General features: G+C 66.0%; 30 protein-coding genes. 13 read left to right on the forward strand and 17 right to left on the reverse strand.

The window, feature by feature from the left end:
• Positions 1 to 43: 43 nt before the first annotated feature.
• The 5 genes from IEV83_RS13575 (at position 44) to aat (ending at position 3,969) form a co-directional block, all read left to right on the forward strand.
• A complete protein-coding gene (locus tag IEV83_RS13575) occupies positions 44 to 802 on the forward strand; it encodes a DsbA family protein (RefSeq protein WP_181759816.1) in 759 nt (252 codons plus the stop codon).
• A 143-nt stretch (positions 803 to 945) separates the two neighbouring features.
• On the forward strand, positions 946 to 1,386 hold the full coding sequence (gene aroQ / locus IEV83_RS13580) for a type II 3-dehydroquinate dehydratase (protein WP_181759815.1): 441 nt from the start codon (positions 946 to 948) through the stop codon (positions 1,384 to 1,386).
• A 30-nt stretch (positions 1,387 to 1,416) separates the two neighbouring features.
• Positions 1,417 to 1,875 (forward strand): acetyl-CoA carboxylase biotin carboxyl carrier protein, encoded by a 459-nt coding sequence (gene accB, locus IEV83_RS13585; protein ID WP_181759814.1) that lies wholly within the window; start codon positions 1,417 to 1,419, stop codon positions 1,873 to 1,875.
• Between the two features lie 14 nt (positions 1,876 to 1,889).
• On the forward strand, positions 1,890 to 3,239 hold the full coding sequence (gene accC / locus IEV83_RS13590) for an acetyl-CoA carboxylase biotin carboxylase subunit (protein WP_181759813.1): 1,350 nt from the start codon (positions 1,890 to 1,892) through the stop codon (positions 3,237 to 3,239).
• Between the two features lie 61 nt (positions 3,240 to 3,300).
• Positions 3,301 to 3,969, forward strand: a complete 669-nt coding sequence (gene aat, locus IEV83_RS13595; RefSeq protein ID WP_181759812.1) for a leucyl/phenylalanyl-tRNA--protein transferase — start codon at positions 3,301 to 3,303, stop codon at positions 3,967 to 3,969.
• A 45-nt stretch (positions 3,970 to 4,014) separates the two neighbouring features.
• Here the strand turns inward: aat and parA are convergent, their stop codons facing one another.
• The gene (gene parA / locus IEV83_RS13600) at positions 4,015 to 4,662 is read right to left on the reverse strand and encodes a ParA family partition ATPase (RefSeq protein WP_181759811.1); all 648 of its coding nucleotides are present in this window, start codon (positions 4,660 to 4,662) and stop codon (positions 4,015 to 4,017) included.
• A gap of 231 nt (positions 4,663 to 4,893) precedes the next feature.
• On the opposite strand from parA, the gene IEV83_RS13605 reads away from it, so the two are divergent.
• A complete protein-coding gene (locus tag IEV83_RS13605; RefSeq protein ID WP_181759810.1) occupies positions 4,894 to 5,592 on the forward strand; it encodes a fumarylacetoacetate hydrolase family protein in 699 nt (232 codons plus the stop codon).
• 52 nt (positions 5,593 to 5,644) lie between these two features.
• Complete coding sequence (locus IEV83_RS13610) at positions 5,645 to 6,409, forward strand: lysophospholipid acyltransferase family protein (RefSeq protein WP_181759809.1); 765 nt, start codon at positions 5,645 to 5,647, stop codon at positions 6,407 to 6,409.
• Between the two features lie 7 nt (positions 6,410 to 6,416).
• On the opposite strand, the gene IEV83_RS13615 is transcribed toward IEV83_RS13610, so the two are convergent.
• A complete protein-coding gene (locus tag IEV83_RS13615; RefSeq protein WP_181759808.1) occupies positions 6,417 to 7,124 on the reverse strand; it encodes a hypothetical protein in 708 nt (235 codons plus the stop codon).
• A 368-nt stretch (positions 7,125 to 7,492) separates the two neighbouring features.
• Between IEV83_RS13615 and IEV83_RS13620 the strand changes: the two genes are divergently transcribed.
• From IEV83_RS13620 to IEV83_RS13635, 4 genes are read left to right on the forward strand one after another with little or no spacing between them, the layout of a single operon-like run.
• Positions 7,493 to 7,765 (forward strand): phosphopantetheine-binding protein, encoded by a 273-nt coding sequence (locus IEV83_RS13620; RefSeq protein WP_181759807.1) that lies wholly within the window; start codon positions 7,493 to 7,495, stop codon positions 7,763 to 7,765.
• Entirely contained in the window at positions 7,762 to 8,982 is a 1,221-nt protein-coding gene (locus tag IEV83_RS13625) for a beta-ketoacyl-[acyl-carrier-protein] synthase family protein (RefSeq protein ID WP_280514000.1), read from the forward strand. Before IEV83_RS13620 ends, IEV83_RS13625 begins: the two co-directional genes overlap by 4 nt.
• A gap of 22 nt (positions 8,983 to 9,004) precedes the next feature.
• Positions 9,005 to 9,430 carry a hypothetical protein gene (locus IEV83_RS13630; protein ID WP_181759806.1) on the forward strand — a complete coding sequence of 142 codons (426 nt, stop codon included), beginning with the start codon at positions 9,005 to 9,007 and terminating at the stop codon, positions 9,428 to 9,430.
• On the forward strand, positions 9,427 to 9,846 hold the full coding sequence (locus IEV83_RS13635; RefSeq protein ID WP_181759805.1) for a MaoC family dehydratase: 420 nt from the start codon (positions 9,427 to 9,429) through the stop codon (positions 9,844 to 9,846). The genes IEV83_RS13630 and IEV83_RS13635 overlap by 4 nt, the downstream gene beginning before the upstream one ends.
• A 32-nt stretch (positions 9,847 to 9,878) precedes the next feature.
• On the opposite strand, the gene IEV83_RS13640 is transcribed toward IEV83_RS13635, so the two are convergent.
• The 3 genes from IEV83_RS13640 to IEV83_RS13650 all read right to left on the reverse strand — a co-directional run bounded on the left by IEV83_RS13640 (position 9,879) and on the right by IEV83_RS13650 (position 12,364).
• On the reverse strand, positions 9,879 to 10,424 hold the full coding sequence (locus tag IEV83_RS13640; protein WP_181759804.1) for a DUF2478 domain-containing protein: 546 nt from the start codon (positions 10,422 to 10,424) through the stop codon (positions 9,879 to 9,881).
• A 68-nt stretch (positions 10,425 to 10,492) separates the two neighbouring features.
• On the reverse strand, positions 10,493 to 11,164 hold the full coding sequence (locus IEV83_RS13645; protein WP_181759803.1) for an NnrU family protein: 672 nt from the start codon (positions 11,162 to 11,164) through the stop codon (positions 10,493 to 10,495).
• 3 nt (positions 11,165 to 11,167) lie between these two features.
• Positions 11,168 to 12,364, reverse strand: a complete 1,197-nt coding sequence (locus IEV83_RS13650; protein ID WP_181759802.1) for an NnrS family protein — start codon at positions 12,362 to 12,364, stop codon at positions 11,168 to 11,170.
• 136 nt (positions 12,365 to 12,500) lie between these two features.
• On the opposite strand from IEV83_RS13650, the gene IEV83_RS13655 reads away from it, so the two are divergent.
• Positions 12,501 to 12,917, forward strand: coding sequence for an Rrf2 family transcriptional regulator (locus tag IEV83_RS13655; RefSeq protein WP_181759801.1), 417 nt, complete (start codon positions 12,501 to 12,503; stop codon positions 12,915 to 12,917).
• A 13-nt stretch (positions 12,918 to 12,930) separates the two neighbouring features.
• Here IEV83_RS13655 and IEV83_RS13660 read toward each other — a convergent pair whose 3' ends face one another.
• Entirely contained in the window at positions 12,931 to 14,142 is a 1,212-nt protein-coding gene (locus IEV83_RS13660; protein WP_181759800.1) for an NAD(P)/FAD-dependent oxidoreductase, read from the reverse strand.
• A gap of 67 nt (positions 14,143 to 14,209) precedes the next feature.
• On the opposite strand from IEV83_RS13660, the gene IEV83_RS13665 reads away from it, so the two are divergent.
• Positions 14,210 to 14,875, forward strand: coding sequence for a TetR/AcrR family transcriptional regulator (locus tag IEV83_RS13665; RefSeq protein ID WP_209003155.1), 666 nt, complete (start codon positions 14,210 to 14,212; stop codon positions 14,873 to 14,875).
• A gap of 12 nt (positions 14,876 to 14,887) precedes the next feature.
• On the opposite strand, the gene dmpG is transcribed toward IEV83_RS13665, so the two are convergent.
• The 11 genes from dmpG to IEV83_RS13720 are packed head-to-tail and all read right to left on the reverse strand — an operon-like array spanning position 14,888 to position 23,652.
• Complete coding sequence (dmpG, locus tag IEV83_RS13670; protein ID WP_181759798.1) at positions 14,888 to 15,895, reverse strand: 4-hydroxy-2-oxovalerate aldolase; 1,008 nt, start codon at positions 15,893 to 15,895, stop codon at positions 14,888 to 14,890.
• A 1-nt stretch (position 15,896) separates the two neighbouring features.
• Positions 15,897 to 16,838, reverse strand: a complete 942-nt coding sequence (locus IEV83_RS13675) for an acetaldehyde dehydrogenase (acetylating) (RefSeq protein ID WP_188478607.1) — start codon at positions 16,836 to 16,838, stop codon at positions 15,897 to 15,899.
• Positions 16,835 to 17,611, reverse strand: a complete 777-nt coding sequence (locus tag IEV83_RS13680) for a 2-keto-4-pentenoate hydratase (RefSeq protein WP_188478608.1) — start codon at positions 17,609 to 17,611, stop codon at positions 16,835 to 16,837. The genes IEV83_RS13675 and IEV83_RS13680 overlap by 4 nt, the downstream gene beginning before the upstream one ends.
• Positions 17,608 to 18,600: an NAD(P)H-dependent flavin oxidoreductase gene (locus IEV83_RS13685; protein ID WP_181761841.1), complete on the reverse strand. Its 993-nt coding sequence runs from the start codon at positions 18,598 to 18,600 to the stop codon at positions 17,608 to 17,610. The genes IEV83_RS13680 and IEV83_RS13685 overlap by 4 nt, the downstream gene beginning before the upstream one ends.
• Positions 18,597 to 19,445 (reverse strand): 3-(cis-5,6-dihydroxycyclohexa-1,3-dien-1-yl)propanoate dehydrogenase, encoded by an 849-nt coding sequence (gene hcaB, locus IEV83_RS13690; RefSeq protein WP_181761840.1) that lies wholly within the window; start codon positions 19,443 to 19,445, stop codon positions 18,597 to 18,599. Before hcaB ends, IEV83_RS13685 begins: the two co-directional genes overlap by 4 nt.
• 14 nt (positions 19,446 to 19,459) lie before the next feature.
• A complete protein-coding gene (locus IEV83_RS13695; protein ID WP_181761839.1) occupies positions 19,460 to 20,017 on the reverse strand; it encodes a 3-phenylpropionate/cinnamic acid dioxygenase subunit beta in 558 nt (185 codons plus the stop codon).
• Between the two features lie 5 nt (positions 20,018 to 20,022).
• A complete protein-coding gene (locus IEV83_RS13700) occupies positions 20,023 to 21,426 on the reverse strand; it encodes an aromatic ring-hydroxylating oxygenase subunit alpha (protein ID WP_209003156.1) in 1,404 nt (467 codons plus the stop codon).
• Entirely contained in the window at positions 21,423 to 21,740 is a 318-nt protein-coding gene (locus tag IEV83_RS13705) for a Rieske (2Fe-2S) protein (RefSeq protein ID WP_181761838.1), read from the reverse strand. The genes IEV83_RS13700 and IEV83_RS13705 overlap by 4 nt, the downstream gene beginning before the upstream one ends.
• A complete protein-coding gene (locus IEV83_RS13710) occupies positions 21,737 to 22,567 on the reverse strand; it encodes a DODA-type extradiol aromatic ring-opening family dioxygenase (RefSeq protein WP_181761837.1) in 831 nt (276 codons plus the stop codon). The genes IEV83_RS13705 and IEV83_RS13710 overlap by 4 nt, the downstream gene beginning before the upstream one ends.
• A 3-nt stretch (positions 22,568 to 22,570) precedes the next feature.
• Positions 22,571 to 22,828, reverse strand: coding sequence for a hypothetical protein (locus tag IEV83_RS13715; protein WP_181761836.1), 258 nt, complete (start codon positions 22,826 to 22,828; stop codon positions 22,571 to 22,573).
• Entirely contained in the window at positions 22,825 to 23,652 is an 828-nt protein-coding gene (locus IEV83_RS13720) for an alpha/beta fold hydrolase (RefSeq protein WP_209003157.1), read from the reverse strand. Before IEV83_RS13720 ends, IEV83_RS13715 begins: the two co-directional genes overlap by 4 nt.
• Between the last annotated feature and the right edge of the window lie 3 nt (positions 23,653 to 23,655).

The following is a 23,655-nucleotide window of genomic DNA, read 5'->3' on the forward strand; positions in this document are numbered from 1 at the left end:
CCTGTTGGCGCATACGGGTGCTCCCACCCGCCTGGAGACAAAGATGAAGAAACTGCTGCAGACCGCCACGCTGGCGCTGGCCGTCACCCTCCCCGCCCTGCCGGCCCCGGCGCTCGCGGAGGAGCCGCTCGCCCGCACCGATGTGGAAACCATCGTGCGCGAATACCTTCTCGCCAATCCGGAAGTGATCCGCGATGCGATCAAGGAACTGGAGCGGCGCGAGGTCGCGGCGGCGAACAAGGCCCGGGCCGATGCCCTCAACACCGTTTCCGACGTCTTGTTCAACTCCACCCGCCAGGTGGAAATCGGCAATCCGGACGGCGACGTCACCTTGGTGGAGTTCTTCGACTACAACTGCGGCTACTGCAAGCGGGCCATGGACGACATGCTGCGCCTCCTCGATGAGGACAAGAACCTGCGCATCGTGCTGAAGGAATTCCCGGTGCTCGGACAGGGCTCGGTGGAAGCGGCACAGGTCGCCATCGCGGTGGCGGCGGTCGATTCCTCCAAGTATCTGGACTTCCACAAGGTGCTGATGGGCGGCCGGGGCCAGGCCAACCGCGCCCGCGCCCTCGACGCGGCCAAGAAGGCCGGCCTCGACATCGCCAAGGTGGAAGCGGCGATGAACAACAAGGAAGTCGGCGCCACGGTGGAAGAGGTCTACATGCTGGCCAACCGGCTCGGCCTGACCGGCACCCCATCCTATGTGGTCGGCAAGGACGTCATCATGGGCGCCGTCGGCTATGACGAGCTGAAGGAAAAGATCTCGGCCGCGCGCAACTGCGACGAGAGCACCTGCTGAGCCCCATGTCGCCTGAAGAGCCGATCGGGAGTTGTTGATGCTCCCGGTCCGGTTTCCCCTTTTCCTCCCCGGGGCAAATGCATATAAGGGGCGGTGTGATGAGCGCGCATGATCGATGTCGCGCCGCCCTTAGCGGGGAATGAATGTCCGCCTCCATCTATATCCTCAATGGTCCCAACCTCAATCGCCTCGGCACCCGTGAACCGGAAACCTACGGCAGCACGACGCTTGGCGACATCGAGGGACTGTGCCGTGATGTCGGCGAGGATCTCAATCTGGAGATCGAGTTCCGGCAGTCCAATCATGAAGGGCTGCTGGTGGACTGGATTCAGGAAGCCGGCGACCTGGCCCAGGGCCTGGTGCTCAACCCGGCGGCTTTCACCCATACCTCCGTGGCGATCCACGATGCCATTCGTGCCGTCGAAATTCCCACCGTCGAGGTGCACCTGTCGAACGTGTTCGCCAGGGAAGCATTTCGGCACCATTCCTATGTGTCGCCGGTGGCCCTCGGTGTGATCTGCGGCTTCGGCGCGACCGGATATCGGCTCGCGCTCGAAGCCCTTTCCACCGTTATCAGGCCCTGATCCGCGACCGGAGCCCAACAAGAAAAGACAATGTCAGACAAGAAGCAGAAGCTCGATCAGGATCTGATCCGCCAGCTCGCGGAGCTGCTCGACGAAACCAAGCTGACCGAGATCGAACTGGAGCGCGACGATTTCCGCGTCCGGGTCGCCCGTCAGATCACCATCGAAGCCCCGGTGCACGCCGCACCGCGCGCCGAGGCGGCAGCTCCCGCCCAGCCGGCGGCCGCAGCGGCTGCGGCCGACCCGTCCGGTCACCCCGGCGCGGTCCCCTCGCCGATGGTCGGCACCGCCTACCGGGCTCCGGAGCCGGGCGCGCGCAATTTCGTCGAGGTCGGCGACACGGTCGCAGCCGGTGACACGCTGATGATCATCGAGGCGATGAAGACCATGAACCACATCCCGGCGCCGCAGGCCGGCCGGGTGACCGCTGTGCTCGTCGAGGACGGGCAGCCGGTGGAGTATGGCGAGCCCCTCGTCATTCTTGAATGACGGGGGTTGAATCGATGTTTTCCAAGATCCTGATCGCGAATCGTGGCGAAATCGCCCTGCGGGTTCTGCGCGCGTGCAAGGAACTGGGCATCCAGACCGTGGCGGTGCACTCCACCGCCGACGCCAATGCCATGCATGTGCGCCTTGCCGACGAAAGCGTGTGCATCGGCCCGGCCTCGGCCACCGACAGCTATCTCAACATCCCGCAACTTCTGGCGGCCTGTGAGATCACCGGTGCCGACGCGGTCCATCCCGGCTATGGCTTCCTGTCGGAGAATGCCCGGTTCGCGGACATCCTGGAGGCGCATAACATCGCCTTCATCGGCCCCACCGCCGATCATATCCGCATCATGGGCGACAAGATCGAGGCGAAGCTGACCGCCCAGCGGCTCGGCATTCCGGTGGTTCCCGGCTCCGACGGCGCCGTCACTCCCTCGGACGACGCCCATGCCATCGCCCGCGAAATCGGCTATCCGGTGCTGGTCAAGGCCGCTGCCGGTGGCGGCGGGCGCGGCATGAAGGTCGCCGAGACCGAAAAGGACCTCGACCGGGCTCTGTCGACCGCCCGGGCCGAAGCCAAGGCCGCCTTCGGCGACGACGCCCTTTACATGGAAAAGTACCTGGGCAAGCCGCGCCACATCGAAATTCAGGTGCTGGGCGACGGCCAGGGCAACGCCATCCATCTGGGCGAGCGCGACTGCTCCTTGCAGCGCCGGCACCAGAAGGTGTGGGAAGAGGCACCCTCCCCGGCCCTCAATGCCAGCCAGCGCACCGAAATCGGCGAGATCGTCGCCGATGCCATGCGCAAGCTCAAGTACCGGGGCGTCGGCACCATCGAGTTCCTCTATGAGAACGGCGAGTTCTACTTCATCGAGATGAACACCCGCCTTCAGGTGGAACATCCGGTGACGGAGATGATCACCGGCATCGATCTCGTCAACGAGCAGATCCGCATCGCCTCCGGTGCCAAGCTGACCATACGTCAGGAAGATGTGCTGTTCGAGGGCCATGCCATCGAATGCCGCATCAACGCGGAAAACCCGCGCAGCTTCGTGCCCTCGCCGGGACAGATCACCTATTACCACCCGCCGGGTGGGCTCGGTGTGCGGGTCGATTCCGGTGTCTATCAGGGCTACCGGATCCCGCCGTATTATGACAGCCTGATCGGCAAGCTGATTGTCCATGGCCGCAATCGGGTGGAATGCCTGATGCGGCTGCGCCGTTGCCTCGATGAATTCGTGGTCGACGGAATCGAATCGACCATTCCGTTGTTCCGCGATCTGGTCGACAATCAGGATATCGCCAATGGCATGTATGATATCCATTGGCTGGAAAAATACCTGGCAGCGGCCGGCGAGGACTGATCCGGATCGACGATCCTGATCGGTTGCGGACCGGAGACGCTGCACTCCGGGACGAAAGCACATGGCGGCTAACAAGAACGACGCTCTGGAGATCACCCCGCAGGTTTTGCTGAAGGCCTATGCCTGCGGGATCTTCCCCATGGCGGAATCGGCGGATGATCCCAATCTGTTCTGGATCGAGCCGGAGCATCGGGGGGTGTTGCCACTGGATAGCTGGCACATCCCCAAGCGGCTGCGCCGCACCCTCCGCCAGGACGCGTTCGAGATCCGGATCAACACCGATTTCGAGGGCATCATCGACGGCTGTGCCGCCCCCATGCCGGGGCGGCGCAAGACCTGGATCAACAGCGAGATCCGCCGGCTCTATGGCGCGCTGTTCGACATGGGCTATTGCCACACGGTGGAAGCCTGGCGCGAGGGCCGGCTCGTCGGCGGGCTCTACGGCGTCTGCCTCGGCGCGGCGTTTTTCGGCGAAAGCATGTTCGCCTTTGAGCGGGATGCCTCCAAGGTGGCGCTGGCCCACCTCATCGCCCGGCTGGTTGCCGGTCATTTCACCCTGCTCGACACCCAGTTCGTCACCGAGCATCTTGCCCAGTTCGGCGTCATCGAGGTGCCCAAGCCGCGCTACGACCGGATGCTGGAAGCCAGTCTGACCCATAGCGGCGACTTCTTTGCGCTGCCGCGCAATGCCACTGGCGCCGATGTGCTGGAAGTGCTGGGGCTGGCGTAACGACGGGCCGGGCTTCCCACGCAGCGGGCGCGGCCTTGCGGCCGGTCAGCCGAGGTTCAGTGCCTTGGCGATTTCCGCCGCCAGATGGCGGGCTTCCTCCGCTCCCTTGCCGCGCGCGTCGGTCTCAAGCACCGTCTTGCCCATCCCCATGGAGGCGGCGAAGGCGGTACGGTTGCCCAGCCGCGCGTCACAGACCTGGAAGCCGTTTCCGGCGATCTCCTCCAGGATTTCCGCCGTCAGCGCGGCGCGGGGCGGCACCCGGTTGAGCACCACCATCGACGCGGTTCTCTCGCGCGCGGCGATCTCGACCGTCTGACCGGTGGCCCACAGGTCCACCTGGGTCGGCTGCACCGGGATCATCACCAGATCGGCCGCCTCGATGGCCGGGCGCACATCCGAGTCGGTCTTCGGAGGCGTGTCGATGATCACCAGCCCATGATCACGCGCCAGCGACCGCGCCTCGCGCCGCGCGCCCCAACCGCTGGAGGTGCGGAAGGTCAGACCGGTTTCGCGCTCGCCAAACGCCTGCTCACGCGCTTCAAACCAGGTGCCGAGCGAGCCTTGCGGATCCACATCGACGAGCGCCACCGGAAAGGCGCCGCTCTGCGCCAGGGCCACAGCCAGATGCGCGGCCAGCGTGGTCTTGCCCGACCCGCCCTTCTGCTGCGCCACCGAAAGAATTCTGCCACTCATGTCATCGCCTCCGGTGACAGTGTTGCACTGCGAAAGGCGCCGGACAACGCTGAATTCGCCCGACGCCGCAACAAAATACCCGAAAGGCGGCAAGACGCCCTGCGGACAGGCCAACCGCCGCCGCTGGACCGGCGCGCGGGCTTCCCCTAGTAATGCAACCGATCCTATTTCCGCACGACTCGGGCCCGGTCCCGTCGCGCCCCCCGCCCCCTTGAAACAAGGACATCTCCCATGGCTCAGTTCGTGATCGCTCCCCCCCGCCAGCCGAGCCTTGCCATTGAGGGAAGCACCGAACGTTTCCCCCTGCGCCGGGTGTATTGCGTTGGCCGCAACTATGCGGCCCATGCCCGGGAAATGGGGAACGACCCGGATCGCGAACCTCCGTTCTTCTTTTCAAAGCCGGCGGATGCGGTCTGCGACGCCGGCGGCACGGTGCCCTATCCGCCGCTGACGGAAGATCTGCATCACGAGATGGAGCTTGTCGTCGCCATCGGCGTCGGCGGCAGTGACATCGACCCGGCTGCGGCCACCGATCATATCTGGGGCTATGGCGCCGGCCTCGACCTCACCCGCCGCGATTTGCAGGCCCAAGCCAAGAAACTCGGTCGCCCCTGGGACTGGGCCAAGGGGTTCGACCAGTCCGCCCCTTGCGCACCGCTGATCCCCGCCAGCCGGATCGGACATCCGGTTTCGGGGCGCATCTGGCTCAAGGTCAATGGCGAGCTGCGCCAGGAGGGGGATCTGGCCGACCAGATCTGGCCGGTCGCCGATATCGTCGCCATCTGCAGCCGCGCGGTGCGCCTCGAACCGGGCGATCTGATCCTCACCGGCACGCCGGCTGGCGTCGGTCCGCTGCAGCCCGGCGACAAGATCGAAGGCGGCATCGAGGGCATCACCGACATTTCCCTGACCATCGGTCCGCGCGCATGATCCCTCTCCTCCTGCGGAAGGGGCGCGCGTGACGCCCGCCGGATCTAATCACATGCCCCCGAGGCCGTTCCGCCCGTTGCGCGCCGGACCGCTGGTGGTTCTGCGGTCTCTGGCGTTCCTTTTGCTCGTGCTCGCCTCGCTGGTGCTGCTGTCGGTGCTGACCCCACTCCTGGTCATGCCACGGCGTGCCTGCCTGGCGATCGTCCGTCAGGTACTTCGCTTCTGGCTGTGGCTGCTGCGCGTCATCACCGGTCTGGGCTATGAGGTGCGCGGCCTTGAGAACCTGCCTCAGGGCGGCTGTCTGGTTGCCTCCAAGCACCAGTCGGCCTTCGAGACGCTGGCGCTGCAGGTCATCCTCGACGATCCGGCCATTGTCCTCAAACGGGAGCTGACGCTCATCCCTCTCGCTGGCTGGACCATGTGGCGGCTTGGACATATCAGCATCAACCGTGCCGCCGGCGCCTCCGCCCTGATGACCATGGTGCGCGATGCGCGCGAGCGGCTGGCCGACGGTCGCCAGGTGGTGATCTTTCCCGAAGGCACCCGCAGCGCGCCGCTGGCGCCGCCCAACTACAAGGCCGGGCTGTCCGCGCTCTATCGCAGCCTCAAGGTTCCCTGCGTACCGATCGCGCTCAATTCCGGCGTGTTCTGGCCCCGGCGCAGCCTGTGGCGCTTTCCCGGACGCATCGTCATCGACATCTTGCCCCCTATTCCGCCCGGCCTCGATCAGGACAGCTTCCGCGCCCGCCTGCAGGAGGAGATCGAGGACCGAACGCGCGCCCTGGTGGAAGACGCCGAAACGAACCGGCAGCGCTGACGCCGTCTCAGCCGGTGGCTCCCGCCGGCAGCGGCGACCGTGCCGCGCCAAGACTGCGGCCGATCCCGAAAAGATCCGGCGCGAACAGCGCGAAATAGACGATGAAGGCCGAGATCGCGACGATCTCCTGCAGCGTGTAGATGTAGTAGACTGTGTACTCGATCGTATCGGGCACCAGCCCCTTCAGCACGAACATCGCCAGATAAAGGACCGTGGTCAGGGTGATGATCTTCGCCGCCCGGACCCTGAGCGCATTCATCCTGGGTAGCAGCGCCAGCCGGGGCCGAAGGCCATCGTCCGGCATATCGACCAGCCGGGAGCCGAGATACCCGCTCAGGAAGATTGCCGTGCCCTGACCGAGGAAGAACAGATAGCTGCCCAGCATGTGCAGATCGTGATTGTTGGCAAAGGTGTACTGGGTGCACAGCACCATGCCGCCACTACCGATGAGCTGAGCCATGAGAACGATGACCAGCAGGCGCATCAGCGACCGGCGCCGACGCTCCTCGCCCGCCCCGTAGCGCGCCATGATTCCCAGCCGGTAGCCGTTGACGATCGGCACCAGCGCCAGCGCAATGATCGTCGTTACCGCCAGGATCATCGCGGCAAAGGGCGTGCCGATCACCGGATCGGAAATTGCCCGGCTGATCGTTGGAGCGCTATGCTGGACGTAGTCGGGGTGACGCTGGTAGAAAGCCCAACGAGCCCAAACCATCATCGGTATCTGAACAAGGGGAATGGCGACGATCGGCGCACTAAACACCAAGCCGAGAACAAGCCCTCTGCGCGACATCATGTTTCCCAGCCCATTCGACCTTCCCCGGTTGCCTTGACCATGCCCGTCGCGCACATGCCCCACCAGATCGACGACAAAGGTCATCAGACCCGAGGACCAGGCAGCATCGCCAGTCCTTACCGGATTGCCGCCCCGCGTGACAAGCCACCCCCGGCAGACCGGCAGGTCAGGAAGGCACGCAGGAAGCCCCTCGCGCGCGCTATCGGTGCATTTCCTGCTGGATACTATGCCGACAAGGACTTATGACAGCCCGAATGACGTCAGGACAATAGGGACAGACAAGCCACATGAAACTTAAGGTCGACGGGATTGAACCCGAGACGCTTGACCGCCTCCTTGACCTCGTTGCAACGGAAGGCATGGTCGAGCGTGACAAGCTGACACTGGAAGCCACGTTCGAAGAACTGGGCATCCAATCGGCAGATATGGTCGTCATCCTGATGGCGATCGAAGAGGAATTTGGCATCTACATTCCGGTAGATGGCGATCTTGCCGACGCCCAAACGGTTGGGGACTTCCTGAAGGTCCTCGCGGAACGCATGAAGGACAATGCGGCGTGACACAACACAATCGACGCATTGTCGTGACCGGCATGGGTGCGATCACGGCTGCGGGCAAGACTTGCGACGACCTGTGGGAGGCGGCCCGCGAAGGTCGCTCCGGCGTCTCGCAGCTGCAGCTTGAGCGCTTCCCCACCCAGCGTATCAAATGCGCCGCGCATATTCCCGATTTCGATCCGACCGGGTTTCTCAACGCCCAGGAACTGAAGACCACGGACCGGTTCGCGCAATTCGCCATTCTGGCCGCACGCCAGGCGCTGGAACAGGCCGGCCTCGATATTGACGAGCCGCGCGGCCTGCGCACCGGCGTCATCATCGGCTCGGGCATTGGTGGTGCCAATACCAACGACGATGGCCATTACGGCTTTTATGTCAGCAAGGGCCGCACGGACCTGATGACCATCGCCAAGGTGATGCCGAACGCGGCCGCCTCCCAGGTCAGCATGCGCTATGGCGCGCGTGGTCCCTCGCTGGCGATTTCCAGCGCCTGCGCCTCCGGCACCCAGTCGATCGGCTATGGCCTGCAGATGATTCGTGCCGGCATCATCGATGCCGCGCTGGTCGGCGGCAGCGAAGCGCTGCTCACCCCCGCCACCTTCCGCGCCTGGGAAGTGCTGCGGGTGATGGCGCCGGAAGCCTGCCGCCCGTTCTCGGCAAAGCGCAACGGCATGGTGCTGGGCGAAGGCTCCGCCGTCCTGATGATCGAGGAGCTGGAGCACGCGCTAGCGCGCGGGGCAACGCCGCTGGCGGAAATCGCCGGCTATGGCACCACCAGCGATGCCAGCGACCTGCTGCGCCCGACCGTTGAGGGTCCGGCCGCCTCGATGGAGGCCGCGCTGGCCGATGCCGACCTTGCGCCGGAAGACATCGGCTATGTCAACGCCCATGGCACCGGCACGGTTCTCAACGACATTTCCGAGACCCAGGCCCTGCGTCAGGTGTTCGGCGACCATCTCGACGCCCTGCCCGTTTCCTCGACAAAGCCGATCCACGGCCACGCGCTTGGTGCGGCCGGTGCCATCGAAATGGTGATCACCATCTCCGCGTTGCGCGCGGGCGTGGCCCCGCCGACCATCAACTGGCTCGAGCCGGATCCGAAATGCACGCTGGATCCGGTGCCCAACACCGCCCGGCCGCATCCGATCAACGCGGCGATCAGCAACTCCTTCGCCTTTGGCGGCATCAATGCCACCCTGGCGGTGAAGGCCTACGCCTGACACCATGGCTCAGGTGGAGGACATGACCGACTGGCAGCCCGTCGCCGACGTCGATTTCGAGACGCGGTCCGAGAGTGTCGCCGCTTTCGCGGCGGCGCTGGCGGGCAAGCCCGCTGCGGTGGCGAGCGAGCCCGCGCAGCGGGTGCCGGCGACCTTTGCCTTCACCGTGCTGTCGCGGCCGGAAGTGCTGCGCGTGCTGGAGGGGCTCGCGGCGGATCGCGATGCCGTGCTTGTCCATCAGGCGCAGCAGTTCGAGTATTTCGCGCCGCTTTTGCCCGACAGCCGCTACCGGGCCGTGATCGACTGGCACCAGGTGCCGGAGCGCGCCGACCGGATCGTCGTGCGGGCACGCCTTCAGGACACGGACGGCGCCGAAGTCCAGCGGCTGCGGGCGGAAATCGTCCTGTTCGAAAATCGCCGTGATCACGAGGGGGCCCCGTCCGCATGACCGCAACCTCCGCCCCTCTCCCCGTGCCGGCCATTGGCGCCCCCCTGCCCACATATCTGGTGACGGCGCTGGATGGCGAGCAGGTGGCGGCCTATGCCGCCGCCTCCGGCGACCGCAATCCGATCCATCTCGATGAGGATGCCGCCCGCGCGGCGGGACTGCCGGGCACCATTGTTCACGGCATGCTGATCATGGGACAGTTCGAAGCGGCCTTGCGCGGCTGGCGGCCCGAGTGCCGGATCGAGACGATGCAGACCCGCTTCCTGAGGCCGCTGGCGGTTGGCGGCGGCCTGCGCATCGAAGGGCGGGTCGCCAAGATCGAGACCGAGGCGCCACTCCGGCTGATCGTCCGGCTGATGGTGCGCGACGGTGCCGGCACGCCGATTTGCGTCGGCGACGCCCGGGTCGGGCTCTGAAAGAACCGGAAACCTTCCAACAGGCAGATCGCTCAAAGGGCGAGCGTACCCCCCGCTGGCGCGTCGTGCGCCGCCCCCTTGCCAAGGGTCTGGAACCAGGCGGCCAGTGCCTCCACGGTCGGAGCAACCTTGACCGCAAGCCCACTGGCGAACTCCAGGAAGGCCGCCTCGTTCATGCTGTTGACGGCGACGGCGACGGGAATGTCGTGGGACACCGCTTCGCCGATCAGATCGCGAAAGCCGCGCCCATCCGCCTCATGCTTGCCGAACTTGTTGAGAACCAGGATATCGGCGGACGTGTCGAAGCCCGACGCGACCTCGGCAACGGCGCATTCCAGCGCATCCGGATCGAGCCGGCAACCTCGCGCCTCCGGCCCCAGCGACTGGGATATGCGAAACACCGCCCCATCGGGCAGCACCTGCACGTCCATATCGCAGGGATGTTCCTCGCCCCGGTCGGTGTTGATCTGCACCACCCCGTGGCAGTTCAGGCCGCGCGCGACAAGCGCGGCGGCAAAGCGCGCGAGCACCTGATCGGTGTCTCCCCGTCCGGGCGCCATGATATAGGCTATCGTCATCTCGTCACCTCTTCCCCTCCCGGGGTATCACATTCGCGCGGCGGCAGAAATGCCCAGACTGCGCGCTCCTACACCGGCAATGGCGAAACACCGAACAGATAGGGATGGGCCGCCAGCAGCAGCAGATAGACGCCGAGCGCCAGCCCGCAGCGCAAGGCCAGTCCGGCGGCCGACTGCGGCACCGGCACCACGGGGCCGGCACGAACCTCGGCCAGCAACGCCTCCCACCGCGCGCCCATCTCCCGGCGCCGGCGCCGGTCGACGATCCACATGCCCAGCAGCGCGAAGCCGGCAAAGGTGCCGAACAACAGCACATGCGCCAGATCGCCATTCGGCACCAGATGCGCCCCCGCCCAGAGCGCCAACGCCACGAGCAGGGGATGGCGCATCCAGCGCACCAGCCCGGGATGCGCCGGATCGAACCTGTCGTTGCCCGCCCCGCCGAAGGAGAACGGATTGGGCCGACCGAGCGACAGGGCCAGCAACAGGCAGACCGCGCCCATCACGGTCAGCGGCACATGGTTTTGCCAGGGCGCCCAGTCCCAGAGCCCCACGTAAGGGGCGCGGTTTGACGCCTCGATCAACCAGCCCAGCACGAAGAGCGACAGCGCCGAATAGGCGAGCGTGAAACCGCGCGCGCCCAGAACGCCAACGAGACGCTGCTTGACCGGCGGGCGCAGCGGCACCGAGTGGGTCAGGAAGAACGCCGCGAAGGCGAGTGTATATTCGCTCCACCCCATGGCTCAGCGCACCGGCTTGGGCAGCAGCAGAAGCGGCCCGTAGAGGACGACAAACCCGAGGAAGGCCAGAAGCCACAAGCCGCCGGCGAGAGAATAGAGCCCGGAGGCCATATCGGGCAGAAACCCAGCCAGCATCCGGCCGAAAACCGACAGGATCAGCGCCAGATAGACCGCGCCCGTCCCCTTGCCTGCGGTCAGGGCGCGGCCGGTGTGGCCAAGGGTCGCCCGCGTCATCACCGCGACGGTCATCACGCCGATGGCACCGGCCATCCACAGATGCTGCGCGGCGGCCAATTGCAGCAAATCGGGAAGGAGGATCGAGACGCCGATGGCCAGACTGCCGAGCGGCACGAAACCGTAGCCAACGTGCAGGATCCACACCAGCGGTTCGGTACCGGTGCGCCACCCGGCCCAGCGTCCGAGCCGTACGGCCTGCACCAGCCCGGCCAGGATCAGCCCGCCGCCGGTCAGCGCCCGTTCCGGCATGAACACCCAGGCGCAGAGCACGAACAGGGTCAACAGGATCGCCGCCTTGTCGAACGGTCCGACCGCGGAGGGGCGCGCCGGGTCGCCCTCCCGCACCAGCCAGTTGCGGGTGAAGGACGGAACGATCCGCCCGCCGATCACGGTGATCATCATGATGCCCGCCGCCAGGCCAATGCGCAGGCCGAGCCCCTGCGCCGCATAGGCGCCGTTTGCCGCCTCCCAGTGAAACACGGCATTGCCGATGGTCAGCACCAAGAGCATCGCCAGAACAATCAGGTTGCGCCAGTTGCGCCCGGCAACGATCTCCCGCGCGATCACCACCGCCAGCACGATCAGGCAGGAGAGATCAATGAGCGCCACGGCGAGCGGTGGCAGGGCGGCGGAGAAGAACACCGCAAGACGGCCGGCCAGCCACAGGCCCGCAAGCCCGGCCAGCGGCCAGCCGACGATCGGCAGCCGCCCGGTCCAGTTGGGCACCGCCGTCAGCAGGAAGCCAGCGACAACCGCCCCAAGATACCCGAACAGCAGCTCATGGGCGTGCCAGGAGACCGGGTCGAAGGCGGTCGGCAGCTCAAGATGCCCGGCGAGCATCGGCACCCAGAGCGCCATCGCCAGGCCCGCCCACAGCCCGGCAAACAGAAAAAACGGACGAAAGCCATACGTCAGCAGCGCCGGACCGGTCCAGGCACGCATCTGTTCCGCAGTCGAGGCCATGGTTCCACCTCTTGCCAAAGCGACTTCCGGGCGCCGCGATCAGGGACATTCCACACGCCCTGCCGACACCCGACATTTGCCTTTTGCTGTAAACCGATGTAATGCGCATTGCAAATACCAATTCAGGGCCGTGGCGATGCGTCTCACCACTTTCACCGATTTTGGGCTCCGGGCCTTGATGCGCCTGGCCGGCGAACCAACCCGCGCCTTTTCCACCGCAGAGCTGGCGGAGGAGTTCGCCGTGTCCCGGCATCATCTGGCCAAGGTGATCTCGGTGCTGGCCGGCGCGGGGCTGATCGCCACGCGGCGCGGCGGCGGCGGCGGGGCGATGCTGGCCCGGCCCGCCGATCAGATCCGCCTCGGCGAGGTGGTGCGCCTGCTGGAAGCGGATCAGGTGCTGGTGGAATGTTTCGCCCCGGCGGGAAACCTCTGCACCCTCACCCCGCGCTGCCGGCTGAAGGCGCGGCTGGCCAAAGCCGAGGCAGCTTTTCTCGCCGAGCTCGACGAAAGCACCCTCGCCGACTGTATCTACACCCCAGCGGAGAAGGTGTAGGGGTAGGCTCCGCTCAGGCGGCCGGACGGGCCATACAGTCCTTCAGTGGCGTTTCGGGATTGGCAAGGTCAGCGGCCTCCATCGCCGCGCCCGAGGCGACAAACCGCCGGGCCATGCCGAGCGTTCGCTTGGCATTGATGGCGATGACCCCGCGCAGGCATCCCTGATCGAGAAAGAAGCGCGTTACGCCGGCGCCCGATGGCTCAGCCCGCTCCACCTGCTCGAAGGCGTCGTCGCAAGCGCCCAGCATCTGGATGGCATGGCCGAATTGGGTCGACCAGAACCAGTCGGGCTCATCCTGCGGCGGTTCCTGCCCAAGGATCAGGTGGGCGACAGCCGCCGCCGACTGGTTGGCATTTTGCCAGGATTCCCGCCGCATGTTGCCGCGATGGCGATAACGCGCGCAGTCGCCAATAGCAAAAACGGCGGGATCGGCGGTGCGCCCCTGCGCATCCACCAAAATACCATCCTCGCAATCCAGGCCAGCGCCGCGCGCCACCTCATCATTCGCCTGCATGCCGATGGCGGCGATCACCAGATCCGCCTCAACCAGATCCGTGCCGAGGCGCACGCTTCGCCCGTCTGCCAAAGCCGGCGACACTCCAAGATGAAGCGTGTTTCCCGCGTCCAGATGCATCGTGGCAAGTCGTTCGGACAACCAGCGCGGGGCGACCCGGGCACACAGCCGCTCCGACATCTCCGCGACATGCACCTCGAACCCGGCCGCCCGGCAGGTTGCAGCAGCTTCAAGACCGAGCCAGCCGCCGCCGATGACGACGGCCCGGCGCCGGCCCGCGCTGACCCGGGTCAGTTCCGTGGCAAGCGCGTTCGCATCGCTCACATCGCGGATGGCAAGAAGCGGTGCCTGCCATCCCTCCGGAGGTGTCAGCCGGCGCGCCCGTCCGCCCGTGGCCAGCACCAGATGGGTGTAGGCGAGCGTTTCCCCGCCAGCGCGCACGATCCGGGCCGCCCGATCCAGGCTCCCGACGTGCGTGCCAAGCCGCAGGTCGATATCGGCGGCGCGCGCGGCCTCTTGCGTCAGCACCACCAGCTTTTCGAACGGAACCGCTCCTTGCGCATAGCCCTTCGACAGTTCCGGCCGCTCGTAGGGCGGCACGGTTTCCGCCCCCAGAAGCGTGATGCGTCCGGCGAAGCCCAACTCGCGCAGCTTGAGCGCCGCCCCGGCCCCGGCCTGTCCCGCGCCGGCGATGATCACATGTTCCATCCCACTGCCCTCTTCTGATAAACTGCATCCTGATTCAAGCTCTTGCCTCCTGCAAAGGATTGCCCTCTTGACCGGCGAAGCCGACGAGACCGAAGCGCCGGCGACGCCGCAGCGCCGCAAACGCAGCCCCACCCGCCGCCACAAGGACGCGCCGCTCAACGAGCAGGACTGGATCGACGCCGCCACGACAATCCTCGTTCGCGAGAACGTGCGCGGCATCAAGATCGACACCCTGTGCAAGATGCTCGGCGTGACGAAAGGCAGCTTCTACTGGCACTTCGCCACGCGGAACGAATTGCTGATCGCACTCCTGTCGAACTGGCGCCGGCGCATGACGCTCAATGTCATCCGCTCCATCACCCGCTCGGGCGAGAAGGCGCTGGAGCGGCTGCGCAACCTGATGGCTCTGCCCCGCCAGCCAAAATCGCCGGCTTTCGCCCAGATCGAATCGAGCATTCGCGACTGGGCCCGCCGGGTGGACATGCCGCGCGAGGTGGTGGAAGAGGTCGATGAAATCCGCCAGGACTATTTCGAACGGCTGTTCCGCGACCTCGGCTATGGACCGGAGGAGGCCCGCCGGCGCGGCTACGTCACCTATTGCCTGATGATCGGCGACGCCACCTTGCACCGGACCCTCGACCGGGTGTCGCAGGAGGAGTTTCTGGAGACCGCGCTGGCGATGCTGGCCCCGCCCGCGCCCCCTCCGGCGGACGGGGACCGCCCGGAAAGCTAGCCCCGTCGCCCCTCACCTTTCCTTCACCAGATCGAGGGCGACGTCGGTGATCATGTCTTCCTGTCCGCCGACCATGCGGCGCTTGCCCAGTTCCACCAGAATGTCGCGGGTGTCGATGCCGAAGCGGTCCGACGCCTGTTCCGCGTGGCGCAGGAAGCTGGAGTAGACCCCGGCATAGCCGAGCGTCATGGTCTCCCGGTCGACCCGCACCGGCCGGTCCTGCAGCGGCCGCACCAGCTCTTCGGCCGCGTCCTGCAGCTTGAACAGGTCGCAGCCATGCTCCCAGCCCATCAGGTTGGCCACCGCGATGAAGGCTTCCAGCGGCGTGTTGCCGGCCCCGGCCCCCATGCCGGCGAGCGAGGCATCGACCCGGGTCGCGCCATGCTCCACCGCCACCACCGAGTTCGCCACCGCCAGCGACAGGTTCTCATGCATATGCGCGCCGCGTACCGTCTCCGGCTTCAGCACCGTGTCATAGGCCTCGAACCGGGCCGCCACATCGCGCATCACCATGCCGCCGCCCGAATCGGTCACATAGACACAGGCCGCGCCATAGCTTTCCATCTTGGCCGCTTCGCCGGCCAGCACCTCCGGCGGCGTCATATGCGACATCATCAGAAAGCCGCTGACATCCATCCCCATCTCGACGGCGGCGGCGATATGCTGCGCCGACACATCCGCTTCGGTGGAATGGGTGGCGACGCGCACGGAGGTAACGCCCACGTCCCGGGCACGGCGCAGGTCCTCAATAGTGCCGATGCCGGGGATCAGCAGCGTCGTCAGCCGGGCGCGTTTGCACACCTTCGCCGCTTCCGCGATCCAGGCCGCATCGGTGCATTTGCCGAAGCCATAGGTGAAGGTGGAGCCGGTCAGCCCGTCGCCATGGGCCACCTCGATGGCATCGACCCCCGCTTCTTCCAGCGCCTCGGCGATGGCGCGGACATGACCAAGATCATACTGGTGACGCAGGGCGTGCATGCCATCGCGCAAGGTGACGTCCTGAAGATAAAGCTTGGTCATGTCAGGCGACCTCCACCCAGTTGCGCTTCACCGCCAGGCGCTCGGCGGTGCGCAGCGCGGCGGAGGTCATGATGTCGAGATTGCCCGCGTAGGCCGGCAGGTAATGGGCCGCGCCCTCCACCTCCAGGAAGATCGAGACCTTGAGCCCGGTGAAGCTCCGGTCCATCTCCGGGATGGTGAGCGGGGCGTTGTCGCCGATCCGCTCGAACTGCACCTCCTGCTTCAGCCGGTAGCCCGGCACATAGGACTGCACCTCGGCCACCATTGCCGCAACCGAGGCGCGGATATCCGCCTCGTCGGCGTCGTCGCACAGGCAGAACACCGTGTCGCGCATGATCAGCGGCGGTTCGGCCGGATTGAGGATGATGATCGCCTTGCCGCGGGTGGCGCCGCCCACCGCCTCGATCGCATGGGCGGTGGTCTCGGTGAACTCGTCGATGTTGGCGCGGGTGCCGGGCCCGGCGGATTTCGACGAGATGGAGGCGACGATCTCGCCGTAATGCACCTTCGCCACCCGGTTGACCGCCGCCACCATCGGGATGGTCGCCTGGCCGCCGCAGGTCACCATGTTGACATTCGGCTCGGCCAGATTGGCATCGAGATTGACCGAGGGCACGGTGAAGGGGCCAAGGGCCGCCGGCGTCAGGTCGATCACCTGCTTGCCATCGGCGATCAGCGCCTCGGAATGGCGCTTGTGGGCGCCGGCAGAGGTGGCATCGAAGACGATGCGAATGGCGTCATATTCCGGCAGCGCGCGCAGGCCGTCGAGCCCTTTGTGGGTGGTGGCGACGCCAAGGCGGGTCGCCCGGGCCAGCCCGTCGCTGGCCGGGTCGATGCCGACCATGGCGCCCATCTCCAGCACCTTCGACAGGCGCATGATCTTGATCATCAGGTCGGTGCCGATGTTGCCCGAGCCGATGATCGCGGCCTTGATCCTGTTCATTCTGCTTCTCCGAATGTGACGGCGGTCTCGCCAAAGCCTTCGATCTCGGCAACGAACCGGGCGCCGGGGGTGGCGGCGACCATCGGCCCGAGCGCGCCGGACAGCACCACGTCGCCTTCGCCGAGCGGCCGGCCGGCCCGGGCCATCACCCGGGCGAGCCATAGAAGCGCGTTGAGCGGCGAGCCGAGGCAGGCGCGGCCGCTGCCTTCGCTGACCACCTGATCGCCGCAGCGCATTTGCATCCGGCAATCGAGCAGGTCGGCGCCGTCGAGCCGCCGGGCCGAGGGGCCGAGGGTGAAGAAGGCGGAAGAAGCGTTGTCGGCGACCGTATCGACGAAGCGGATGTCCCAGTTGGCGATGCGCGAGCCGACGATCTCAAGGCTCGGCACCACGTACTCCACCGCGCGGATCACCTCGGCCATGGTGCAGTCGGGCGCGGTGAGCGGCCGGCCGAGGATGAAGGCCAGCTCCGCCTCCGCCTTCATCTGCGCGCCGGCGACGAAGGGGATCTCGCCGTCGTGGGGCACGTCCATGTCGGCAAACAGCATGCCGTAATCGGGCTGATCGACGCCGAGTTGGCGCTGCACCGCCGGATTGGTCAGGCCGATCTTGCGGCCGACCAGGCGCCCGCCGGCGGCCAGCCGCGCGGCGGTGTTGATTTCCTGCACGGCATAGGCGTCTTCCGCCGTGGCAAGCTCATCGCGCACCGGCAGGATCGGCGCGCCGGTGGCGTCCGCCTCCCGCAGCGCACGGGCGATGTCATCAAGGGTCATGCTGTCAGTTCCCGTTCTGCGCGCCGCATGGCAACGCCCGCTTCACCCGGCTGCACCGCCGCATAGTCGGCGGCGAGCCCTTCGACGATGTCGGCCAGCGGCTCGGTCCTGGCGATGCCGCCAACGCCCTGGCCCGCACTCCACACGTGTTTCCAGGCCTTGGCGCCGGAGTGCATGTCTCCGGAAAAGTCGATCTTCGCATCCGCACGCATGGCGTCAGGGGAGATGCCTGCCGCCTCGACGCTGGCGCGCATCCAGTTGCCCAGCGCACCGGTGATCGCCCGCGAGGCGATCAGATCCTCCATCGCGCTGTCGATCACCATTTGCCGGTAGGCATCGGAAATCAGGGTTTCGCGCGCGGCGAGAAAGCGCGTGCCGACATAGGCGAAATCCGCGCCCAGAAGCTCGACCGCCCGCACGGCCCGGCCGGTCCCGATCCCGCCACCAACGGCGATCGGCCCATCGAAGAAACGCCGGACCTCCTCGATAAAGGGAAGCATTGCATATTCGCCGGTATGTCCGCCGGCTCCGGAGCACACCAGAACGAGGCCGTCGGCCCCCTTGTCCACGGCCTTGCGGGCGTAGGTGGGGCTGTTCACATCCGCGAACACAAGACCGCCATAGCCATGCACGGTGTCGGTGACCCGATGCGGTCCGCCAAGGGCGGTGATCACCAGTTCCGGCCGATAGGCGGCGACCAGAGCAAGCTCTTCCTCGAAACGGCCATAGCTTGAATGGGTGATCATGTTGAAGGCCCAGGGCGCGTCCTGCGGTCCGACCCGTGCGTGGATCGTCTCGAAGATAGCTTTCAGGTCGTCCACCGTGCGGGCGTTCGGGCCGGGCAAGGCGCCCATCACCCCGGCCTTGCAGGCGGCAATGACCATCTCCGGCCCCGACACCAGAAACATCGGCGCGACGATCACCGGCAGGCGCAACCGTGCTTTCAGGGCCGCGACGCGCGCCCGCGCATCGCTCGTTTCCTTTTTCATGAGGATGCCCCCCGCTTGCGCCGGCCTCCGCCGCGCACCTCCAGCCCGCCGTCGGAGCGGATGATTTCCGCCGTGACGAAGCCGCTTTCGGCTCTGCTGGCCAATGTCACGTAAAGTCCGGCGTGATCTTCCGGTTCGGATAGGAACCCGAGCGGCACCGTCTTCGCCACCATCGCGTCGAAGCCGTCGAGCCCGGCAAGCTGGCGTTCGTCGCCCGGCAGCCCGCCAAGGTTGGTGCGGGTGCCACCGGGGGCCACGGCGTTGACCCGGATGTCCGGCGCCAGCTCGAAGGCAAGCTGGCGCACGACCCCGACAAGTCCGTGCTTGGAGCCGACATAGAGCGTCCCGCCGCCGCCGGAAAAGAAGGACGAGGACGACAGGGTGAAGACGATCGAGCCGCGCGTCTCGCGCAGGGCGTCCAGCCCTGCGCGGACGGCCAGCAGATAGCCGAGCACATTGACATCGAACAACTGCCGATACCGCTGTGCCAGATCCTCGCCGGCAATGTCCTCGAACCGGTCGCCGAAGTCGTAGACACCGGCATTGGGCACCAGCGTGTCGAGCTTGCCATAGGTGGTAACCACCGTCTCGACCGCTTGCCGGTTCGCCTCCCAGTCGCGCACATCGCCCAGCACCGGGCAGACCGACGCGCCATGAGCGGCGCGCAAGTTGTCCACGTCGGTCTCCGAGCGCACCAGGACGCCGACGCGCGCGCCTTCGGCAATAAACCGCTCGACAACGGCCCGACCGATGCCCTTGCCGCCGCCGGTGACAAGGGCGACCTGTCCCGCCAGTCGGCCATTGGCCGCCTCCCGCGGCGGCGTTTCCCGCAAGGTCTCGCTCATGGTCCCTCCTCCCCTCACAGGAACGTGTTGAGGTTCTTCGACAGAAGCACGTTCTGCACGATCAGGATGCGTCGGCGCGCCAGGCGAAACCCCTCGCCGTGGCGGCGCAGCACGTCTTCCCGGCGACCGTGGATCACGTCCTGGTCCGTCTCGTTGCGGTTGCGCACATTGGTGAAGACCGAGCACACGGCCAGCAGCGATGGGTCGCCGGTCTCATAAACCTCGATGTTGGAGATCAGGTGCAGGTGCCGCGTGGCGGGGTTGTCGGCCCACGCGGAGGGCTCGACGAAGCGCGCGACCCGGACCTTGAGTTCGGACAAGGTGTCGTCGAAATAGGCGCTGTCGCCGTGGCGATAGGGGCCGCGCGCATCCGAGCGGTTGCGCGTTTCCATATCGGGCATCCAATAGTGGATGTCCTCGTCCACGAAATGATCGAGCCACTCCTGATAGGCCTCGCGGTCGAGGGTTCGGGCCTCGGCATTGAGGAACCGGGTCACCGCCCGTTCCGTCTCCGCGTCGGCTGGCCGATCATAGGCGGCGAAGGGCCGTGAGATGTCGAGAATATCCGTCATCGCGCTCACTCCGCCGCAGCCTTGGGACGTGCTGGCGCCGCCGTGGCGCCGTTTTGCAAATCCGCCCAGTTGTCATGCTCCATGAATTCCGCCCAGCGGGTGTAGAACAGCCGTTGATTGGCGTCGTTCATCGAGCCCTTGTGCACGATGCCCGGCAGGTCGCGTTCCAGATCCTCGGAGCCCAGGCCCAGTGCGTAGTGCAGCGGCTGCTGGCGGGTGACGAAGCCCTGATTGACGCGGGTCGAATATTCCCAGTTCTCGCCGTCATCCATCTCGAAGACGCCGCCGGGCGAGAAGGTCATCATCACGCCCTTGCGGTAGAGATCCTTGATGCGTTCCGGAGCGTTCTTGTTGACGATGGTCCAGGACACCAGTTCAATCTTGCCCGGCCCGCGCGGATGCCAGACGCGGAAGGTGTTCTGTCCCGGCAGGAACGACATGTTGGGGAAGACCGTGGCCGAGGAAACTGCGCCGATGGCTCGTGCGCGCACCTCGCCCAGCCGCGCCTTGGCGCGCTCCGACAGGTCGAACATATAGTCGACCAGTTCCGGATAGCCGAGCGTGCGGGTATTGCCGACCTTGTCGAGGTTGGATTCAATGCCATGCCCATAGACCGACGCCTGAAAGGCCAGTTCGTCGTACCGCTTGCCCAGGTCGACACCGCCACCGAGGATCGCCTGAGCCCCCGACTGATGCGTCCAGAAGGCATGGAGAATGTCGCCAACGAAATTTTCCGCCGGGAATTTCCAGTTGCAGTCGATTTCGGAACGGATTGCTCCGCCGATGAATTCGGTGCCGCCTTCCTCGTTGTCGAGCATGATGTCGAGATAGAAGGTGAAGTCGCCGAGAAACTCTTCAAGGCTTGGCGCTTCGGGGTCGAAAGTGCCGAAGATCAGCCCCTTGTAGCTGGCGACCTGGGCCACGGGCGTCAGGCCGATCTGCGCCTTCTCGAAGCTTTCGTCCTTTTCGTAAACCTTGCCGTCGGTGCCCCGCAAGCCGCCGTCGAGGCCGAAGGACCAGCCGTGATAATTGCAGATGAAGCCGCGCGCCTTGCTGCCGGCATCGACCATGCAAACCCGGTTGCCGCGATGTGGGCAGGAGTTGAGCAGTGCCTTCACCGAGCCGTCGCGCTGACGCACGACGATCACGTCATCCTCGCCCATCGAGGTGCGGATGAAATCGCCGGGCCCTGGAATCTGGCTTTCATGCGCCAGAAACAGCCACGCCCGGGCGAAGATCTGGCGCAATTCCGCCTGATAGACCGCCTCGTCGGAAAACACCCGGCGATCGACCTGGGCGGTGTCGCGATCCACCAGCCGCGCGAAATCGGGGTAGCTGCCAGCCGTCGGATAGACCGGCGTCATATCCGGGCGCCCCGCGCCCTGGCACGAACCTCTGCACATGGTCATGCCTCCTCCTTCAGGCGGGCGAAGACCTTGCCGTCACGGTCCTCGCAGGTGAAAAACGTCAGATTGGGACAACCGGCCGGGCGGTTGTGAACCTCCCCCGAACCCAGTTCGAATTCGGCGAAATGAACGCCGCACACGACGCGGCCATCCTCGACCCAGCCTTCCGACAGGCTTTCCTCCGCATGCGGACAGGTGTCGGGAAAGACGAAGATCTGCCCCTCGTGCCGGGTCAACGCCACGGCGGGAAACCCTTCGACATCGCGGCGCAGGATTTCGCCTTCCACCACGTCGGTGCTGTTGCAAAGCTCGATCATGCCGCCACCTTCAGTTCCGCAAAGCCCATGCCGGTGACCCAGCCTTCGATCGGTTCATAGGCAACCACCTCGCCGCCGGCCGCGCGCGTCGCCGCCATCGCGCAGGCATAGGTGCGGATTTCCATGGCGCCATTGCCGCCCTCTTGCAGGATTTCCTCGTCGGTGAGTGCCAGCATCGCCTCCCGGTCGCCGCGCGCGACGATGTCGAGCACCTTGCGATCGAACGTCGGGTTGACCTCGCCCATGCGCTCGTTGCCGACATGATGGGAAATGCCGCCCGAGCCGATCACCACGACACGCTGGTCAGTGCCGTCGCTTTCCACGGCGGCCGCGATGTGCTCGCCGATCTGCCAGGCCCGCGCCATCGGCAGATAAGGATCGACGCCGCAGGCCAGCATCACCGCCACCGTGGTCATGCCCTCGTTGGGCTTGATCATCAGATGATGCGGAATGCCGATGGAGTGATCGACCTGCATGGCGCGCCCGACCGTCCAGTCGAACCCGGTCTGCCGACCGACCGCCGCGATATGCGCGCCAAGCGCGGCGTTGGAGGCAATCGGCGCGCGCTTGATGCCGGGAAGCTGATCGACCGGCCCCTCGATCTCTCCGGTGGAGATGACATAGGGCGGCAGCGCTTCAGTACCAAAGAGTATGTAGTGGTCACAGCCAATGATGATGGCCGTGTCGGCGCGCAGCTCCCGAATGCGCTCGGCCATGCGCGCATAGGCGGCATAGACGGTGGCGCTTTGTTCGGCAGAGGCGCCCTTGGGGTTGAAATACATCACCGGATTGTGCGGAACGACGAAACCGCCGACGATCGTGGCCATGGGTCAGGCCTCCTCTCGTTTCATGATTTTCATGTAATCGGAATTGGATTTGCCCGCCTGGAGCCAGAAGCCCCAGGTCAGCATCGTGTTCACGCCCCGGTCGGCGAGGTCGCGCACCCGATAATCCCGGACGAGCGTCTTTTCCTCGACGTCGAGCTGATAACGTCCGAGGAACTTGTCTGGATCGGCTGCAAAGAGTTTCTTGTTCGCGCCCGAGGTGGACAGGTCGTAGAGCACCTTTTCGAGACTGTTGCGGCTCATGCGTCTTCTCCCAGAAAGTCGGTGACCAGCTTCAGGAAGGCGGCTTCCCGTTCGATCTGCACCCAGTGGCCGCACTTGCCAAAGCTGTGGAGCTGCGAATTCTCCAGCCACTGATGCATGTCCAGCGCCCGCTCGTAGGGAACCAGCCGGTCCTCGCGGCCATGCAGGATCAGGGCGGGATGTTTCACCGTGCGCAGCATCTTTTCGGGAATGCCCCGCACGATCGGGGCCTCGCCTTCCGGCGGAGGCATCAGCTTGCGAAAAGCTTCCAGCGCCCCGTCCCGCGTTGCAGCCTCGAAACGCGCCTGGATCAGATCCTCGGTGACGAAGGAGGGATCATGGGGAAAGAAGCTCATCGCGCGGCGCAGGCTGTCCATCGTGCCGTCGAATTCGCCTTGCGCGCGCAGGCCGTCGGTCAGCGGGAAACGACCGCAGGGCGTTCCGAGCAGCACCAGCCGGTCGATCCGTTCCGGGTGATTGATCGCGGTCATCAGGCCGAGCGCGCCGCCGAAGGAATTGCCGACGACCGACACCTTTTCCAGCCCCAGCGCATCGAGCACACCGACGAAATGCTCTACCCACAACATGATGTTGTACTGGGTATCGGGTTTCATCTCGGTCGCGCCGAAACCGGCAATGTCCGGCGCCACGATGTCGAACTGCGCGGACAGCGGCGCGATCACCTTGCGCCAGTTTGCCCAGGCCGACACGCCAGCGCCCGAGCCGTGCAGCAGGGCGACAGGTGCGCCCTCGCCCGCGCGGTGAACGTTGGTGTCATGACCGGCCGCCGTCACCGAAAGCCGGGTGGCGTTGTAATCCAGCATGGC

This window comes from Stappia taiwanensis, assembly GCF_014635285.1.
In the GTDB taxonomy this organism is placed as follows: domain Bacteria; phylum Pseudomonadota; class Alphaproteobacteria; order Rhizobiales; family Stappiaceae; genus Stappia; species Stappia taiwanensis.

Coding starts and splice junctions, on each gene's coding strand:
- IEV83_RS13705 (WP_181761838.1), bottom strand. CDS start 21,740: ATGATCGAGCTTTGCAACAGCACCGACGTGGTGGAAGGCGAAATCCTG.
- IEV83_RS13660 (WP_181759800.1), bottom strand. CDS start 14,142: ATGGAACATGTGATCATCGCCGGCGCGGGACAGGCCGGGGCCGGGGCG.
- IEV83_RS13605 (WP_181759810.1), top strand. CDS start 4,894: ATGGCTCAGTTCGTGATCGCTCCCCCCCGCCAGCCGAGCCTTGCCATT.
- IEV83_RS13620 (WP_181759807.1), top strand. CDS start 7,493: ATGAAACTTAAGGTCGACGGGATTGAACCCGAGACGCTTGACCGCCTC.
- IEV83_RS13655 (WP_181759801.1), top strand. CDS start 12,501: ATGCGTCTCACCACTTTCACCGATTTTGGGCTCCGGGCCTTGATGCGC.
- IEV83_RS13615 (WP_181759808.1), bottom strand. CDS start 7,124: ATGGTTTGGGCTCGTTGGGCTTTCTACCAGCGTCACCCCGACTACGTC.
- IEV83_RS13640 (WP_181759804.1), bottom strand. CDS start 10,424: ATGACGATAGCCTATATCATGGCGCCCGGACGGGGAGACACCGATCAG.
- aat (WP_181759812.1), top strand. CDS start 3,301: ATGGCGGCTAACAAGAACGACGCTCTGGAGATCACCCCGCAGGTTTTG.
- hcaB (WP_181761840.1), bottom strand. CDS start 19,445: ATGAGCGAGACCTTGCGGGAAACGCCGCCGCGGGAGGCGGCCAATGGC.
- dmpG (WP_181759798.1), bottom strand. CDS start 15,895: ATGACCAAGCTTTATCTTCAGGACGTCACCTTGCGCGATGGCATGCAC.
- IEV83_RS13715 (WP_181761836.1), bottom strand. CDS start 22,828: ATGAGCCGCAACAGTCTCGAAAAGGTGCTCTACGACCTGTCCACCTCG.
- IEV83_RS13645 (WP_181759803.1), bottom strand. CDS start 11,164: ATGGGGTGGAGCGAATATACACTCGCCTTCGCGGCGTTCTTCCTGACC.
- IEV83_RS13710 (WP_181761837.1), bottom strand. CDS start 22,567: ATGGCCACGATCGTCGGCGGTTTCGTCGTTCCGCACAATCCGGTGATG.
- IEV83_RS13700 (WP_209003156.1), bottom strand. CDS start 21,426: ATGACCATGTGCAGAGGTTCGTGCCAGGGCGCGGGGCGCCCGGATATG.
- aroQ (WP_181759815.1), top strand. CDS start 946: ATGTCCGCCTCCATCTATATCCTCAATGGTCCCAACCTCAATCGCCTC.
- IEV83_RS13630 (WP_181759806.1), top strand. CDS start 9,005: ATGACCGACTGGCAGCCCGTCGCCGACGTCGATTTCGAGACGCGGTCC.
- parA (WP_181759811.1), bottom strand. CDS start 4,662: ATGAGTGGCAGAATTCTTTCGGTGGCGCAGCAGAAGGGCGGGTCGGGC.
- IEV83_RS13680 (WP_188478608.1), bottom strand. CDS start 17,611: ATGACCCTTGATGACATCGCCCGTGCGCTGCGGGAGGCGGACGCCACC.
- IEV83_RS13720 (WP_209003157.1), bottom strand. CDS start 23,652: ATGCTGGATTACAACGCCACCCGGCTTTCGGTGACGGCGGCCGGTCAT.
- accC (WP_181759813.1), top strand. CDS start 1,890: ATGTTTTCCAAGATCCTGATCGCGAATCGTGGCGAAATCGCCCTGCGG.
- IEV83_RS13675 (WP_188478607.1), bottom strand. CDS start 16,838: ATGAACAGGATCAAGGCCGCGATCATCGGCTCGGGCAACATCGGCACC.
- IEV83_RS13635 (WP_181759805.1), top strand. CDS start 9,427: ATGACCGCAACCTCCGCCCCTCTCCCCGTGCCGGCCATTGGCGCCCCC.
- IEV83_RS13575 (WP_181759816.1), top strand. CDS start 44: ATGAAGAAACTGCTGCAGACCGCCACGCTGGCGCTGGCCGTCACCCTC.
- IEV83_RS13610 (WP_181759809.1), top strand. CDS start 5,645: ATGCCCCCGAGGCCGTTCCGCCCGTTGCGCGCCGGACCGCTGGTGGTT.
- IEV83_RS13695 (WP_181761839.1), bottom strand. CDS start 20,017: ATGACGGATATTCTCGACATCTCACGGCCCTTCGCCGCCTATGATCGG.
- IEV83_RS13685 (WP_181761841.1), bottom strand. CDS start 18,600: ATGAAAAAGGAAACGAGCGATGCGCGGGCGCGCGTCGCGGCCCTGAAA.
- IEV83_RS13650 (WP_181759802.1), bottom strand. CDS start 12,364: ATGGCCTCGACTGCGGAACAGATGCGTGCCTGGACCGGTCCGGCGCTG.
- accB (WP_181759814.1), top strand. CDS start 1,417: ATGTCAGACAAGAAGCAGAAGCTCGATCAGGATCTGATCCGCCAGCTC.